The organism is Xanthomonas sp. PPL134, assembly GCF_040595915.1.
In the GTDB taxonomy this organism is placed as follows: domain Bacteria; phylum Pseudomonadota; class Gammaproteobacteria; order Xanthomonadales; family Xanthomonadaceae; genus Xanthomonas_A; species Xanthomonas_A indica.
On record NZ_JAMDLL010000001.1, the window covers coordinates 1,208,375 to 1,222,806 of the forward strand.

General features: G+C 70.5%; 16 protein-coding genes. 10 read left to right on the forward strand and 6 right to left on the reverse strand.

The window, feature by feature from the left end; genetic code table 11:
* Nucleotides 1-114 precede the first annotated feature (114 nt).
* Nucleotides 115-432, forward strand: a complete 318-nt coding sequence (locus M3U25_RS05240) for a DUF2388 domain-containing protein (protein WP_160946638.1) — start codon at nt 115-117, stop codon at nt 430-432.
* Nucleotides 429-2,348: a DUF4105 domain-containing protein gene (locus tag M3U25_RS05245; protein WP_355499421.1), complete on the forward strand. Its 1,920-nt coding sequence runs from the start codon at nt 429-431 to the stop codon at nt 2,346-2,348. The genes M3U25_RS05240 and M3U25_RS05245 overlap by 4 nt, the downstream gene beginning before the upstream one ends.
* Before the next feature lie 449 nt (nt 2,349-2,797).
* Here the strand turns inward: M3U25_RS05245 and M3U25_RS05250 are convergent, their stop codons facing one another.
* The 6 genes from M3U25_RS05250 to M3U25_RS05275 form a co-directional block, all read right to left on the reverse strand.
* Nucleotides 2,798-3,229, reverse strand: coding sequence for a hypothetical protein (locus tag M3U25_RS05250; protein WP_355499418.1), 432 nt, complete (start codon nt 3,227-3,229; stop codon nt 2,798-2,800).
* Nucleotides 3,230-3,233: 4 nt separating this feature from the next.
* Nucleotides 3,234-3,800 carry an elongation factor P-like protein YeiP gene (yeiP, locus tag M3U25_RS05255; RefSeq protein WP_010343353.1) on the reverse strand — a complete coding sequence of 189 codons (567 nt, stop codon included), beginning with the start codon at nt 3,798-3,800 and terminating at the stop codon, nt 3,234-3,236.
* 116 nt (nt 3,801-3,916) lie between these two features.
* Nucleotides 3,917-4,687 carry an SDR family oxidoreductase gene (locus tag M3U25_RS05260; RefSeq protein ID WP_242161268.1) on the reverse strand — a complete coding sequence of 257 codons (771 nt, stop codon included), beginning with the start codon at nt 4,685-4,687 and terminating at the stop codon, nt 3,917-3,919.
* Between the two features lie 112 nt (nt 4,688-4,799).
* Nucleotides 4,800-5,696: a hydroxymethylglutaryl-CoA lyase gene (locus M3U25_RS05265; protein ID WP_355499414.1), complete on the reverse strand. Its 897-nt coding sequence runs from the start codon at nt 5,694-5,696 to the stop codon at nt 4,800-4,802.
* Between the two features lie 145 nt (nt 5,697-5,841).
* Nucleotides 5,842-6,246, reverse strand: a complete 405-nt coding sequence (locus M3U25_RS05270; RefSeq protein WP_355499411.1) for a VOC family protein — start codon at nt 6,244-6,246, stop codon at nt 5,842-5,844.
* Entirely contained in the window at nt 6,243-7,031 is a 789-nt protein-coding gene (locus M3U25_RS05275) for an enoyl-CoA hydratase-related protein (RefSeq protein ID WP_355499408.1), read from the reverse strand. Before M3U25_RS05275 ends, M3U25_RS05270 begins: the two co-directional genes overlap by 4 nt.
* 123 nt (nt 7,032-7,154) lie before the next feature.
* Between M3U25_RS05275 and M3U25_RS05280 the strand changes: the two genes are divergently transcribed.
* The 8 genes from M3U25_RS05280 (at nt 7,155) to M3U25_RS05315 (ending at nt 14,404) form a co-directional block, all read left to right on the forward strand.
* Nucleotides 7,155-7,406: a FeoA family protein gene (locus M3U25_RS05280; RefSeq protein ID WP_184502436.1), complete on the forward strand. Its 252-nt coding sequence runs from the start codon at nt 7,155-7,157 to the stop codon at nt 7,404-7,406.
* A complete protein-coding gene (locus tag M3U25_RS05285) occupies nt 7,403-9,262 on the forward strand; it encodes a ferrous iron transporter B (protein ID WP_160946645.1) in 1,860 nt (619 codons plus the stop codon). The genes M3U25_RS05280 and M3U25_RS05285 overlap by 4 nt, the downstream gene beginning before the upstream one ends.
* A 1-nt stretch (nt 9,263) precedes the next feature.
* Complete coding sequence (locus M3U25_RS05290; RefSeq protein ID WP_355499403.1) at nt 9,264-9,518, forward strand: DUF6587 family protein; 255 nt, start codon at nt 9,264-9,266, stop codon at nt 9,516-9,518.
* A 79-nt stretch (nt 9,519-9,597) separates the two neighbouring features.
* On the forward strand, nt 9,598-10,800 hold the full coding sequence (locus tag M3U25_RS05295; protein ID WP_355499400.1) for a PLP-dependent aminotransferase family protein: 1,203 nt from the start codon (nt 9,598-9,600) through the stop codon (nt 10,798-10,800).
* 19 nt (nt 10,801-10,819) lie between these two features.
* Complete coding sequence (locus tag M3U25_RS05300; RefSeq protein ID WP_355499397.1) at nt 10,820-11,533, forward strand: MOSC domain-containing protein; 714 nt, start codon at nt 10,820-10,822, stop codon at nt 11,531-11,533.
* Nucleotides 11,534-11,831: 298 nt separating this feature from the next.
* Nucleotides 11,832-12,548 carry a 4-hydroxy-tetrahydrodipicolinate reductase gene (gene dapB, locus M3U25_RS05305; RefSeq protein WP_355499395.1) on the forward strand — a complete coding sequence of 239 codons (717 nt, stop codon included), beginning with the start codon at nt 11,832-11,834 and terminating at the stop codon, nt 12,546-12,548.
* A gap of 162 nt (nt 12,549-12,710) precedes the next feature.
* Nucleotides 12,711-13,838, forward strand: coding sequence for a glutamine-hydrolyzing carbamoyl-phosphate synthase small subunit (gene carA, locus M3U25_RS05310; RefSeq protein ID WP_355499391.1), 1,128 nt, complete (start codon nt 12,711-12,713; stop codon nt 13,836-13,838).
* Nucleotides 13,835-14,404, forward strand: coding sequence for a hypothetical protein (locus M3U25_RS05315; RefSeq protein WP_355499388.1), 570 nt, complete (start codon nt 13,835-13,837; stop codon nt 14,402-14,404). Before carA ends, M3U25_RS05315 begins: the two co-directional genes overlap by 4 nt.
* Nucleotides 14,405-14,432: the final 28 nt, after the last annotated feature.

The window sequence follows — 14,432 nt, forward strand, 5'->3', positions numbered from 1 at the left end:
CAGCCGCGCCGCTGCCGGCGCGACCCGTTCAGGCGCTGCGCGCAGCGGACCGCTAGGCTATGCGGCGCGGCGCCGGCCGTCCCCCTTTTCACGATCCTGTTTGGAACGATTGCGATGACCCGAGTGACCGCGCGCTGCGCCCTGCTGTTCGCCCTGATCCTGCCCGCGTTCGCGCAGGCGTCCAGCTTCGCCGGCACCTCCGCCGGGTCGGCCTCGGCCGGTTCGGCCGGCAGCTCGGCGTCCTCGGACAGCAGTTCCAACAACGACAAGGTGGTGCTGCAGGCGCGCGACGACGCGGCCGGCTTCGTCGCCAGCGCCGGGCGCATCCGCGGCGCGCAACTGGAAGCGGCGCTGCGCGTGCTGCGCGAGCGCAACCCGCAGGCGCAGCAGGCCAGCGACCTGGAACTGGCGCAGGCGATCCTGGCGCTGTGAGCGCGCGCCGGCCACGGCGCCTAGTCGCGCGGTGGCTGGCGGTGCTGGTGCTGGCCGGTGCGGTGCACGCCGCGGCCGCGCCGCTGGTCGTCGACGAGCGCGGGCTGAGCCCAGCCGAACGCACCGCCAGCCAGGCCGTGCTGGCCGCGGCGCAGGCGCGGCTGCCGCTGGCCTGGGCCGCGGCGCTGCCGGCAGGGCTGCCGCTGCAATGGCGCGACGATCTCCCCGCACAGGTGCACGGGCGCGCGCAGGCGCGTCGCCTGCTGTTGAACAAGCGCCTGCTGCGCGACTGGATGGCGGCGGCGGGCGACACCGATCCGGCCGCCGATCCGGCGCGGCGGCCGGCGCTGGCGGCGGTGCTGCATGAACTGGCGCATTTCTACGACCGCGCCGTGGCGGGGCGGTTGTCGTCCGATCCGCGCCTGCTGGATCTGGCCGGCTGGCAGGTCAGTCCGATGCGCCTGGGCCTGCGCCGCGGCCAGAACCGCTTCACCGAGCGCAGCCCGGACCGCTACGAATTGCAGTCGCCGGCCGAGTTCGTGGCGGTGAATCTCGAACACTTCCTGCTCGACCCGGACTACGCCTGCCGGCGACCGGCATTGGCCCGCTACTTCGCCGCGCGCCTGGCCTGGACGCCCCCGGCGCCTGCGTGCGCGCCGGACCAGGTCTTCGTGCAGGATCCGCTGGCCGACGCGGCCGCGTTGTTGCAGCTGGACCCGGCGCGGGTCTACGCGGTGGACTACCTGCTGGCCGAAGGCAACGCACAGCCGATGAGTCACTGGGGCCACAGCATGCTGCGCCTGGTGATCTGTGCGCCAGGCCATCCGCTGGGGCCGCAGTGCCGACTGGACCTGGCCGAGCACCGGGTGCTGTCGTTCCGGGCCTTCGTCGACGACGTGCAGATCTCCAGCCTGCGTGGGCTTACCGGCTCCTACCCGTCGCGGCTGTTCGTGCTGCCGCTGCGCCAGGTGGTGGACGACTACACCCAGGTGCAACTGCGCGGCCTGCAGTCGCTGCCGCTGCGGCTCTCGCACGAGGAGATCGCCGCGCTGCTCGAGCGTGCCGCGCAACTGCACTGGAGCTACGACGGCCGCTACTATTTCCTCAGCAACAACTGCGCGGTGGAGACCTACGCCTTGCTGCACGACGGCGTGCCGCGGCTGGCGGCCGCGCACCTGTCCGGGATCAGCCCGACCGGGCTGCGCCGGCGCCTGCTGCGCGCCGGCATCGCCGATGCCTCGGTGTTCGAGGATGCCGACGCGGCGGTGCGCAATGGCTACTTCTTCCCGGCGGCGAGCGCGCATTTTGCGGAGATGTTCGCGGTGGCGCGCGGTTCCTTGGCGCTGCCGGCCCGCAATGCCAACGCATGGCTGGACCTGCCCGCCGCGCAACGCGCGCCGTGGCTGCAGCGCGGCGACTTGCGCGCCAGTGCCGCCCTGCTTGTGTTGGAAAACGCCGCCCGCCGTCGTGCCGAACAGCGCGGTCGCGATGCGCTGAAGCGGCGTTATCTGGGCAAGCCGCTGCCGTCCGCGGCGGCCGCTGCGGGTGGGGGCGATACGGGCGCCGACACCCGCGATGCGACCAGCGCCGTGCGTGCCGTCCTGGCCGAGCAAGGGCTGCTGAGCCAGCCGGCGAGCCTGCTGCAGGGGCAGCCGGGGTACGGCCTGCCGCAGGCGCAGGAGCGCGCCTGGCTGCAGGTCCAGGGACAGGCGCGGATCGCGGCGCTGCATGACGACGGTGCCGCGCTGCAGACGCGCCTGCGCGGGTTGCTGCCGACGCCGCTGCAGGCGGACCTGGTGCAGATCGATGCCAACCTGACGACGTTGGGCGAACGCTTGCGCACGCTCAATCGCGAGGGGGGCGGGCTGCAGTTGCGGTCGCCTTCGGTGTTGCAGGAGGGGGGCGGGCAACCGTAGTGCGGCATGCGCGGTTGGTCAGGGAGGCCGAAGGGAGCATCTCGCATTTGGTCGACGACGTCGCGGTCGCGGCTGAAGCTGGGACCGCGACGCGGCCGGCGGTGAGTCCGCGGCATCGGCTGGTTGCAGGTGCAGCCTTGTCGTCATCAAAGGAGGCCGATAGTTCCAGTCGTCGGGACTGAAGTCCCTCCCACAGCGAGCGGCCCATTTTTTTCGCCCATCTTTGAGGGAGCGGCTTCGGCCGCGAGAGCGAAGCGCGAAGGCGAATCGGCTGGGGCAGTCGTCGCGACTGAAGTCGCTTCCACAACAAACGCGGCACAGCCTCCGTCCATTTTGCAGGAGCGGCTTCAGCGGCGACGCGCAAGCCGGGAAGCTACGCGATATCGACCACCCTCAGGGCCGAGATCCGTTCCCGCTAGGGCACGACCTTGCCGGCCCGCAGGCCGCCGTCACGGCAACTCGAGATCGACATCCTTGCCGTAGCGGCGCAGCCAGGCATCGCGTGGCGGATCCTGGCGGTACTGCGCGCGCAACTTCGCCCAGGTCTGTTCATTGCCGTCGCAGTACGTGTCCATCGCCTTTTCCAGTTCGCGACGCCGCGCCGCGTCGTACGGTTCTTCGCCGGCGAAATGGTTGCAGGTGTCCTGGCGCGCGACGAACGCACGGATCGGCGCCGGCATCGCGCAGAAGCCGGCGTGGTGCTCGGGATCGACCGCGTCCGGAATCGTGCATGCGGGCTTGGCCGCGGCCGCGGCGGCCGGCCTCGCCGGCGCGGCGAGCGCCAGCGCCGGCAGGGCCAGCAGCAGGCCAAGGCAGGCGCGCTGCGGCGCATGCCCGGCGCTGCCGGTGCGGGAGGCGTGACCGGCACGGCGCCCGCGCATGGAGTCAGTCGGCGCGGCCGGCGAATTCGCCGGTGGTGGTGTTGACCAGCACGCGCTCGCCGTTGCCGATGTATTCCGGCACCATGATCTCGATGCCGGTGTTGAGCTTGGCCGGCTTCGGGCGCTTGGTGGCGGTGCCGCCCTTGAGTTCCGGCGGGGTCTCGATCACTTCCAGGGTCACGCTCTGCGGCAGCTGGATCGCCACCGGCTGGTCGTCGATGACCTGCACGTAGATGCCGCTGAGGCCGTCGGTGATGTAGCCGGCGTCGGTGCCGATCGCATCGGCGTCCAGGGTGTAGGGGGTGTAGTCCTCGTCGTCGAGGAACACGAAGGCCTCGCCGTCCTTGTAGGAGAAGGTGGCCTGGCGACGCATCAGCTCGACCTCGCGCAGGTCGTCGTCGCCGTCGAAGCTGGCATCGAGCTTGTTGCCGCCCGGCACGCTGTACATCACGAAGCGGAAGCGCACGTTGCCGCCGCGGCCCTGCGGCGAGCTGCGCTCGATGTCGCGGATCTGGTACACGCCGTTGTTGTACTCGACGACGTTGCCTTTCTTGATTTCGTTGGCTTTCATGGGAGCTGGGGATCGGGAATGGGGAATAGGGAATCGGAACGGCGTCAAGCGGCCGGAAAGGATCAGCGGGAGGGAAGCGCTTTTGCGATTCCCCATTCCCGATTCTCCATTCCCGGCTACTTGGGCGCCAACCGCACCGCGCCGTCCAGGCGGATGGTCTCGCCGTTGAGGTAGCGGTTGCGCAGCAGGAACATCACCGTGTCGGCGAATTCGTCCGGGCGGCCGAGACGCGAAGGATACGGGATCGCCGCGGCCAGCGACTGCTGCACGGCCTCGGGCATGCCGTCGACCATCGGGGTCCAGAAGATCCCCGGGGCGATGGTGTTGACGCGGATGCCGAAGCGCGCCAGTTCGCGCGCCATCGGCAGGGTCATCGCCACCACGCCGCCCTTGGACGCGGCATAGGCGGCCTGGCCGATCTGGCCTTCGTAGGCGGCGACGCTGGCGGTGTTGACGATGGCGCCGCGCTCGCCGTCCTCGCCCGGGGCGTTGTGCTGCATCAGGTCGGCGGCGGCCTTGGCGACGTTGAAGCTGCCGACCAGGTTGACCATCACCGTGCCCTGGAAGGTGGCCAGCGGCATCGGCGCTTCCTTGCCGAGTACGCGACCGGCGCCGAGGATGCCGGCGCAATTGACCGCGGCGTTGAGCCCGCCGAGAAAATCACGTGCCGCGCCGAGTTGCGCGGCCACCTGGGCTTCGTCGCTGACGTCGGTGCGCAGGTAGCGGGCCCGCTCCGCGCCCAGCGCGGCGACCGCGGCCGCGCCCTTGTCGTCGTTCAGATCGAACAGCGCCACCTTCCCGCCTTCGGCGACGATGCGTTGCGCCACCGCCAGGCCGAGGCCGGACACGCCGCCGGTGACCACCGCTTTCAGATCGGCAAGCTGCATGGATGTTCCCTCCCAGGAAAACGCCCAGTTTAGAGGGTGCCGCCCCGTTGCGGCGAGACGCGCCGACCGGCGCGGCGCGCAGGCCTGTCGTCGGGCGCGGAGCTGTCGCGGCTCAGGCCTCGGCGGCTAGCGCCTGGCCGACCTTGCTGCTGGTCGGGCGGCCGAGTTTCTGCGCCAGCCAGCGACCGGTCGCGGCCAGCGCCGGCAGGTCGATGCCAGTCTCCACGCCATTGCCGTGCAGCAGGTAGACCACGTCCTCGCTGGCCACGTTGCCGCTGGCGCCCTTGGCATACGGGCAGCCGCCGGCGCCGGACACCGCGGCATCGACCACGCGCACGCCTTCTTCCAGGCAGGCGGCGATGTTGGCCAGGGCCTGGCCGTAGGTATCGTGGAAATGCACCGCCAGCGCCGCCATCGGCACCGCCGCGGCGACCGCGCGCAGCATCGCCCGCGCCTTGCCGGGCGTGCCCACGCCGATGGTGTCGCCCAGCGAGATCTCGTAGCAGCCCATCGTGTGCAGCCGCTGCGCCACCCGCACCACGTCGGCCAGGGGGACCTCGCCCTGGTAGGGGCAGCCGAGCACGGTGGAGACGTAGCCGCGCACCTTGACCCCGTCCGCGGCCGCGCGCTCCAGCACCGGGGCGAAGCGCGCCAGCGATTCGTCGATGCCGGCATTGGTATTGGTGCGGTTGAAGGCCTCCGAGGCGGCGGTGAACACGGCTACCTCGCGTACGCCGACCGCGGCGGCGCGTTCGTAGCCCTGCAGGTTCGGCACCAGCACCGGGTAGTCCACCCCCGGCACCTGCGCGATGCCGGCGTAGACCTCGGCCGCATCGGCCAGCTGCGGCACCCATTTGGGGCTGACGAAGCTGGTCGCCTCGATGCTGCGCAGGCCGGTGCGCCCCAGCCGTGCGATCAGTTCGATCTTGTCGGCGGTGGCGACCCAGGCCTTCTCGTTCTGCAAGCCGTCGCGCGGGCCGACCTCGACGATGCGCACGCGGTCGCTCATCGCCGAGATTCCTGTGCCGTTGGCTGGGCACTGCACAAGAAACGGGAAGCGACGAGGGTCATGGGGATTCCTGATAGAGAGAGGCGGTGAAACAGCGGCACGCTCGAGCGGCGCCATCTACGCCGGCGCGACGCGGCAGCGCGGATCAGGCCGCTGCCGGGTGGTGGCAGACCGCTTCGATGTTGTGGCCGTCCGGATCCAGCAGGAACGCGCCGTAATAGTCGGGGTGGTAGTGCGGACGCAGGCCCGGTGTGCCGTGGTCGCGGCCGCCGGCGGCCAGGCCGGCCCGATGGAAGGCATCCACCTGCGCGCGGCTGGCGGCGACGAAGGCCACGTGCACGCCGTGGTCGCCAGCGTCGCGGCCGCCGTCGGCGATCCAGAAGCTGGGCTTGCCGTCGCGGCCGAAGCCGACGTGGCGCTGGCCGCCGCTCTGTTCGGCGCTCACCTGCATCACCACGTCCAGGTCCAGCGCGGCAAGGGCGGCCCGGTAGAAGCCCAGGCTGCGGTCGAGGTCGCTGCAGCGCAGGCCGAGATGATCGAGCGGATTCATGGGCTGGCCCTCCAGGCCGGTTCGCGTTTCTCCAGGAACGCAGTCAGTCCTTCCTGGCCCTCGGCCGAGACCCGCAGTTGCGCGATCAGGGCCGCGTTGGCCTGGTCCAGCGCATCGCGCTCGCCGCCGGCGGCAACCCGCCGCACCAGCGCCTTGGCGCCGGCAGCGGCCAGCGGCCCGGCCTGGCCGAGCAGGGCGACCTGGCGCTGCACCGCCGCGTCCAGCGCCTCCGGCGCCACCGCCTGGTGGACCAGGCCGATCTGCGCCGCGGTGGCGGCGTCGAAGGTTTCCGCGCTGGCGAACCAGCGCCGCGCCTGGCGCGCGCCGATCGCCGCGATCACGTACGGCGAGATCACCGCCGGCAGCAGGCCCAGCCGGCTTTCGCTGAGCGCGAAGCGCGCATCGGTGGCAGCCACGGCGATGTCGCAGCAGGCGACCAGGCCGACCGCGCCGCCGAACGCGGCGCCCTGCACCCGTGCCACGGTGGGCTTGGGCAGTTCGTCGAGCAGGCGCATCAGCCGCGCCAGGGCCAGCGCGTCGTCCAGGTTTTCCTGCTCGCTGGCGCCGGCCATCGAGCGCATCCACTGCAGGTCGGCCCCGGCCGAGAACGCCGCGCCGCCGCCGGCCAGGACCAGCACCTGCACCTGCGGATCGGTGCCGATCTGCAGCAGGGCGTCGCTGAGCTGCGCGATCAGCGCGGCGTCGAAGGCGTTGCGCACCTCGGGTCGGTTCAACTGCAGCGTCAGGACCTTGCCGGATCGTTGCAACAACAGGACATCGCTCATCGAACACGCTCGTACGCAGGGAAAACGGCAGCCATACGGAATGATAGCCGGCCGTGCCCGCGCCGCCATGACGCGCCGCGGCGATGCTACAATTGATAACCATTCTTATCGACGGAACGTGCTGTGACGTTGTCCGATATGCCGTTGCGCAGCAGCGCCCTGGTGGAATCCGTGCACGACCGCCAGCCCAACGACGCCATCGCGCGGCGTCTGCGCGAGCTGGGCTTCGTCGCCGGCGAGCAGGTGCAGATGCTGGCCAGCGGGCCGATCGGCGGCGAACCGCTGCTGGTGCAGGTGGGCTATACGCGCTTCGCGCTGCGCCGCAGCGAGGCGGCGCGGGTGCAGGTCAGTACGCTGGACGAGGTGCGCACGTGAGCGCGGTCGCCGTGCCGCTGCGGCTGGCCCTGGTCGGCAACCCGAACTGCGGCAAGACCGCGCTGTTCAACCAGTTGACCGGCAGCAAGCAGAAGGTCGCCAACTACGCCGGCGTCACCGTGGAGCGCAAGGAGGGCCGCTTCCGCGCGCCGTCCGGGCGCGAGTTCGCGGTGCTGGATCTGCCGGGCGCGTACAGCTTGCAGCCGGCCAGCCTGGACGAGGCGATCACCCGCGACCTGTGCCGCGGCTTCTACCCGGGCGAACCGGCGCCGGACGTGCTGGTGTGCGTGGTCGACGCCACCAACCTGCGCCTGCACCTGCGCTTTGCGCTGGAGCTGCGCGAGCTGGGCAAGCCGATGCTGGTGGCCCTGAACATGGTGGATGCGGCGCAGCGCCGCGGCATCCAGATCGACCGCCAGGCGCTGGAGCAGGCGCTGGGCGTGCCGGTGATCGAGACCGTGGCGGTGCGCCGCAACGGCGCGCGCGCCCTGGTCGAGCGGCTGGACACGCTGGCGCCGGCACTGCCGCCGGCGGTGGCGCCGGCCGAGGGGCAGGGCGACTACCACCAGCAGGTGCGCGCGATTCTCGCCGCGGCGGTGTCGATGCCGACCCGTACCTCGCGCATCGACGACGCGCTGGACCGCTGGTTGCTGCACCCGGTGGCCGGCCTGCTGACCCTGGCCGTGGTGATGTTCCTGATCTTCCAGGCGGTCTACGCCTGGGCCGCGCCGCTGATGGACCTGATCGATGGCGGCACCAAGGCGCTCGGTGCCTGGGTTGGCGGAACGCTGCCGGAGGGGCCGCTGAACAGCCTGCTGGTGGACGGCATCATCGCCGGCCTCGGCGGGGTAGTGGTGTTCCTGCCGCAGATCCTGATCCTGTTCGCCTTCATCCTGGCGCTGGAGGAGTCCGGCTACCTGCCGCGCGCGGCGTTCCTGCTCGACCGCATGATGGCCGCCGCCGGCCTGTCCGGGCGCTCGTTCATCCCGCTGCTGTCCAGCTTCGCCTGCGCCGTGCCCGGGATCATGTCCACCCGCAGCATCCAGGACCCGCGCGACCGCCTGGCGACCATCCTGGTGGCGCCGCTGATGACCTGTTCGGCGCGCCTGCCGGTGTACGCCCTGCTGATCGGCGCGTTCATCCCGCAGCGGCAGGTGTGGGGCGTGTTCAACCAGCAGGGCCTGGTGCTGTTCGGCCTGTACTTCGCCGCCATCGCCAGTGCGCTGCTGGTGTCGTGGACGATGAAGAAGTGGCGCCGCGACAAGGGCGAGCATCCGCTGCTGCTGGAGCTGCCGTCCTACCGCGTGCCGCACCTGCGCGACCTGGCGCTGGGCCTGTGGGAGCGCGCGGCGATCTTCCTAAAGCGCGTCGGCGGCATCATCCTGGCGTTGACCATCCTGCTGTGGTTCCTGTTGTCGTTCCCGGCGCCGCCGGCCGACGCCACCCTGCCGGCGATCGACTACAGCTTCGCCGGCCGCATCGGCCACGCCATGACCACGGTGTTTTCGCCGCTGGGCTTCAACTGGCAGATCTGCATCGCGCTGATCCCCGGCCTGGCCGCGCGCGAGGTGGCGGTGTCGTCGCTGGCGACGGTGTACGCGCTGTCGGCGGCCGACGACGATGCCGCCGCGCAGGCGCTGTCGCCGCTGATCCACGACGGCTGGTCGCTGGCCACCGCGCTGTCACTGCTGGTCTGGTACATCTACGCACCGATGTGCATTTCCACCCTGGCCACGATCAAGCGCGAGACCAATTCGTGGAAGCAGATGAGCTTCGCTGCGTTCTACCTGTTCGCGCTGGCGTACCTGGCCTCGCTGGTCACCTACCAGGTCGCGGTGGCGCTGGGAGCCGGCTGAAGTGAGCACCTCGCTGCTGCTGCAGTACCTGGTGATCGCGCTGGCGGTACTGGTCAGCGCCTGGGTGGTGCTGAAGAAGCAATTCCCGGGCGCCGCGCGCAAGCTGCGCGGCGCACTCGCACTACGCCTGCTCAGGCCCGGCCGGGCGGCCTGGCTGCAGGCGCTGGGGCGGCGCATCGCACCGCCGGCCAGCGCCGGCGCTGGCGCCTGCGGCGGCTGCGACAGCTGCGGGCCGACGCCGCCGCGGCGACACTGAGTCGCGCCACGCGTTGCCGGCCTGCGCCTGCTTGTGCGCCGCACATGCGCGCGGCGAGGGCGGCGACTATCCTATTCCGATGACCAATCCATTCCCGTTCTCCCGCCGTGCGCAGGCGCTGACCAGTTCGGCGATCCGCGAAATCCTCAAGGTCACCGAACGTCCGGAAGTGATCTCCTTTGCCGGTGGCCTGCCGTCGCCGGATACCTTCCCGGTCGCGCGCATGCGCGAGGCCTGCGACAAGGTGCTGCGCGATGCGCCGCAGGCGGCGCTGCAGTACGGGCCGACCGAGGGCTATCTGTTGCTGCGCGAATGGGTGGCGGCGCGGCTGAGCCGCGATGGCGCCAGCATCCGACCCAGCCAGGTGCTGATCACCACCGGGTCGCAGCAGGGCCTGGACCTGCTCGGCAAGGTGTTCATCGACGAGGGCAGCAAGGTACTGGTGGAAACGCCCAGCTATCTCGGTGCGCTGCAGGCGTTCTCGCTGTTTCAGCCGGCGTTCGCGGCAATGCAGTCGGACGACGACGGCGTGGTGGTGGACGCGCTGGACGATGCGCAACTGGCCGGCGCGCGCTTCATGTACGTGCTGCCGAACTTCCAGAATCCGACCGGGCGGCGCCTGCCGCTGCACCGGCGCCAGGCGCTGGTGGCGCGTGCGGCCGAGGCCGGCGTGCCGATCGTCGAGGACGATCCCTACGGCGAGCTGTGCTACGGCGGCGACACGCTGCCGAGCCTGCTGTCGATGAACCCGGACGGCGCCATCTACATGGGCTCGTTCTCCAAGGTGTTCGCGCCCGGCCTGCGCCTGGGCTACGTGGTCGCGCCGGAAGCGGTGCACGCCAAGCTGGTGCAGGCCAAGCAGGCCGCCGACCTGCACACCCCGTCGTTCAGCCAGCGCATCGTCCATGAGGCGGTGCAGGACGGCTTCCTGGATGCACACATCCCTGGCATCCGTGCGCTGTACGCCAGCCGCTGCGAGCAGATGCTCGCCGCCCTGGGCAAGTATTTCCCCGCGCAGGTGCGCTGGAATCGCCCGGCCGGCGGCATGTTCATCTGGGTCGAGTTGCCGGCGGGCATGGACGGCGGCGCGCTGCTGAGCAAGGCGATCGAGCGCAATGTGGCCTTCGTGCCGGGTGCGCCGTTCTTCGCGGTCGCGCCGCAGCGCAATACCCTGCGGCTCTCGTTCGTGACCGTGCCGGCCGAACGCATCGAAATGGGGGTGCGCATCCTCGGCGCTCTGTTGCAGGACGAGGTCGCCGCGCACCTGCGCGCGACGGCCTGAGTCCGGCGTCGTGCCGTCCATGACACCCTCCGGTTCCGCCGTGGCAGCGTGGACCATCGATGCGGTCCTGGTCGGCCGCGCCCAGGCGTTCACCCGCCCGGGCAGCCGCAGCGCGATCGACAAGCGACCGCAGGCCGGGCGCCTGCGCATCGGGCTGGAGGGGCTGGAACTGGACGAGCAGGGCGACCGCCGTGTGCATGGCGGCCCCGACAAGGCCTTGCACCATTATCCGCGCGACCATTACCCGGCCTGGCGCGAGGAACTGGGCGCGCATGCCTTGCTGGACGCGCCGGGCGCGTTCGGCGAAAACCTCAGCAGTTGCGGCGTGACCGAAGCCGACCTGTGCCTGGGTGACCGGCTGCGCCTGGGCACGGCTATGGTCGAGGTCTCGCAGTCGCGGCAGCCGTGCTGGAAGCTGTCCGACCGTTTCGGCGTTGCCGCGCTGGCGCGGCGCGTGCAGGACAGCGGCCGTACCGGCTGGTACTACCGGGTGCTGCAGCCCGGCGAGGTCGCCGCCGGCGACAGGTTGGCGCTGCTGGAGCGTCCGTATCCGCAGTGGTCGTTGGCGCGCCTGGTCGGCCTGCTGTACCGGCGCGAGATCGACCCGGCGCAACTGCAGGAGGTGCTGGCGCTGCCACTGGTGCCGAACTGGCGCACCTTGTTCGAGCGGCGCCTGGCGCAGCGCGCGGTGGAGGATTGGGACAAGCGCTTGCAGGGGCAGGCGCCGGAGTAGGGCAGGCAAGGCGCCGCCATTCCTATGTCTGTCGTCGTGTGTGGCGTGATTGGGTGGCACCGCGTCGGGGCTGAAGCCCCTCCCACCCACTTCCCGGCAAGCGACGCCGTTGATGGTCTGTACGAGCGGCTTCAGCCGCGACGAACCAAGCGCGGCGCTCGCCGGCACCGAGCACTGTCCACGCGGGCACGCGTCACCTCTTTCATCGACGACCCGGGGACGCTTCGGCGCCCGCCGCCTGCCATCCACGGCACGCGCCCTCTGTCGCACCCGCGCGCAAACCGCTAGCCTTGTGCCGATGACGACTTCTCCGCTGCGTGTGTTGATCCATGGTGCGTCCGGCCGGATGGGCCAGGCGTTGTTGCGGCTGGCCGCGCAGGACCCGGCGCTGCAGGTGGTGGCCGCGGTGGTGCGGCGGGCGCCGTCGCAGCGGGTGATCGACGGGGTGCCGTACTTCGCCGCGGCCGAGTTGGGCGGGGTGCCGACCTTCGACGTGGCGATCGATTTCAGCCTGCCGCAGGGCTTCGACCCGGTGCTGGCCTTGTGCACCGCGCGCGGCGCGGCGCTGGTGTCCGGCACCACCGGGCTGGAGGAGACGCAGCGGCAGGCGCTGGCCGCCGCCGCCGAGCGCATTCCCTTGATCTGGGCGTCGAACTTCAGCCTGGGCGTGGCGGTGCTGCACGATCTGGTCGAGCGCGCCGCCGCGGCGCTGCCGGGCTGGGACTGCGACATCGTCGAATCCCACCACGTGCACAAGCAGGACGCGCCCTCCGGCACCGCGCTGACCCTCGGCGACGCGGCGGCGCAAGGCGGTGCCACCCCGCGTTACGCCAGCCTGCGCGCCGGCGACATCGTCGGCGAGCATCTGGTGCAGTTCGCCGGGCTCGGCGAGCGGGTGGAACTGGTGCACCGCGCCAGCAACCGCGACATCTTCGCCCGCGGCGCTTTGCATGCCGCCACGCGCCTGCCGGGGCGTGCGCCCGGGGCCTACCGGCTGCGCGACCTGCTCGGCTGAACAGGCGCTTCACCCAAACGGCTGGCGCGGACCGCCCCGCGCCGGTACAATTCTCGCTCGCCTGTTACCCATCGCCACGGACCCGGAGAAGCGCCGAGTTCGCGGTTTCTTGCAGCCTGCAAGTTGGTGGGGCAGGGTTCCTCTCTCCCCAAGGCGAACCCCGTGACTCAACCCGCAATCCTTGTCCTTGAAGACGGCACCGTGTTCGAGGGCGAATCCGTAGGCGCTGCCGGCCTGTCCGTCGGCGAAGTGGTGTTCAACACCGCCATGACCGGCTACCAGGAGATCCTCACCGATCCCTCATACGCCCGCCAACTGGTCACGCTGACGTATCCGCATATCGGCAACACCGGCTGCACCGACCAGGACGACGAGGCCGCCCAGGTCTGGTCGGCCGGCCTGATCGTGCGCGACGTGCCGCGCCGCCCCAGCAACTGGCGCAACCAGGTGGCGCTGCCGGACTGGCTGATCCAGCGCGGCGTGGTCGCCATCGTCGGCATCGACACCCGCAAGCTGACCCGCATCCTGCGCGAGAAGGGCTCGCAGAACGGCGCGCTGATGGCCGGCGAGGTCAACGTGGACACCGCGCTGGAAGCGGCGCGCGCGTTTCCGGGGCTGAAGGGCATGGACCTGGCCAAGGTGGTGTCCACCGACAAGGCCTATCCCTGGCGTGACGGTCAGCTCGACCTGGACAGCAACGCGTTCGTGCAGGCCGAGCCCAGGTTCAAGGTCGTCGCCTACGACTACGGGGTCAAGCTCAACATCCTGCGCATGCTCGCCGAGCGCGGCTGCGAGGTGACCGTGGTGCCGGCGCAGACGCCGGTCGCCGAGGTGCTGGCGATGAACCCGCACGGCGTGTTCCTGTCCAACGGTCCCGGCGACCCGGCGCCCTGCGACTACGCGATCGCCGCGATCCAGGAACTGCTGGCGCGCAAGATCCCGACCTTCGGCATCTGCCTGGGCCACCAGTTGCTGGCGCTGGCCGCCGGTGCGCAGACCCTGAAGATGGGCCACGGCCACCACGGCGCCAACCACCCGGTGCAGGACCTGGACAGCGGCCGGGTGATGATCACCTCGCAGAACCACGGCTTCGCGGTGGACGAGGCGACCTTGCCGGCCAACGTGCGCGTCACCCATCGCTCGTTGTTCGACGGCAGCAACCAGGGCATCGCGCTCACCGACGCGCCGGCCTTCAGCTTCCAGGGCCATCCTGAAGCCTCGCCGGGTCCGCGCGACGTGGCGCCGCTGTTCGATCGCTTCACCGCGCTGATGGCGGCGGCTGGCGCATGAACCTTCGCCAGCTGACGTTGGCGATTCTTCTCGCGTGCAGTGGAGCTGCAACGGCCTCCGACGTATCGGATGGGCAAGCGTCGCAACTTTTCCAGATCCTCGGATTGAAAGAGGCGGTGTCCATCTACGCCAAGGACTCGGTGGCATCAGCGCCGTTGTTCCAAAAACTCGGTTCAGATCAAAAAGGCTGCATTGCTGGGCTCGTGGGAGAGACGATCGCGCGGAATACCGTGGCGCAGTTGAAGACCCTCTTCCAGGATGACGACAAGGCAGAGCGCTGGATCCAGTTTTCCAAGACAGCTGCTGGTCAGCGCTACATGCAGTATGTGGCCGCGGCTGCAAAGGCCGTTTTTCTGAGCCGACCCGTGCCTGATCGCGCCGAATTGCTGCTTGGAATGAGCCCTGCTCAAGCGGCGCAGACGCAGGAGTTCATCGCTTCGCCTGCAGGCATGGTGTTCCGCGCGGCACCGCCGCTGACTCCCCCTGCCATGACGGAAGCGCAGCAGGCAGCGCTTGGGGATGAGCTGGTCAATCGTTGTCGATTGTCCGAATCCGATTTTTCCTGAACGACTCTAAACGTTAGACGCTCAGCCT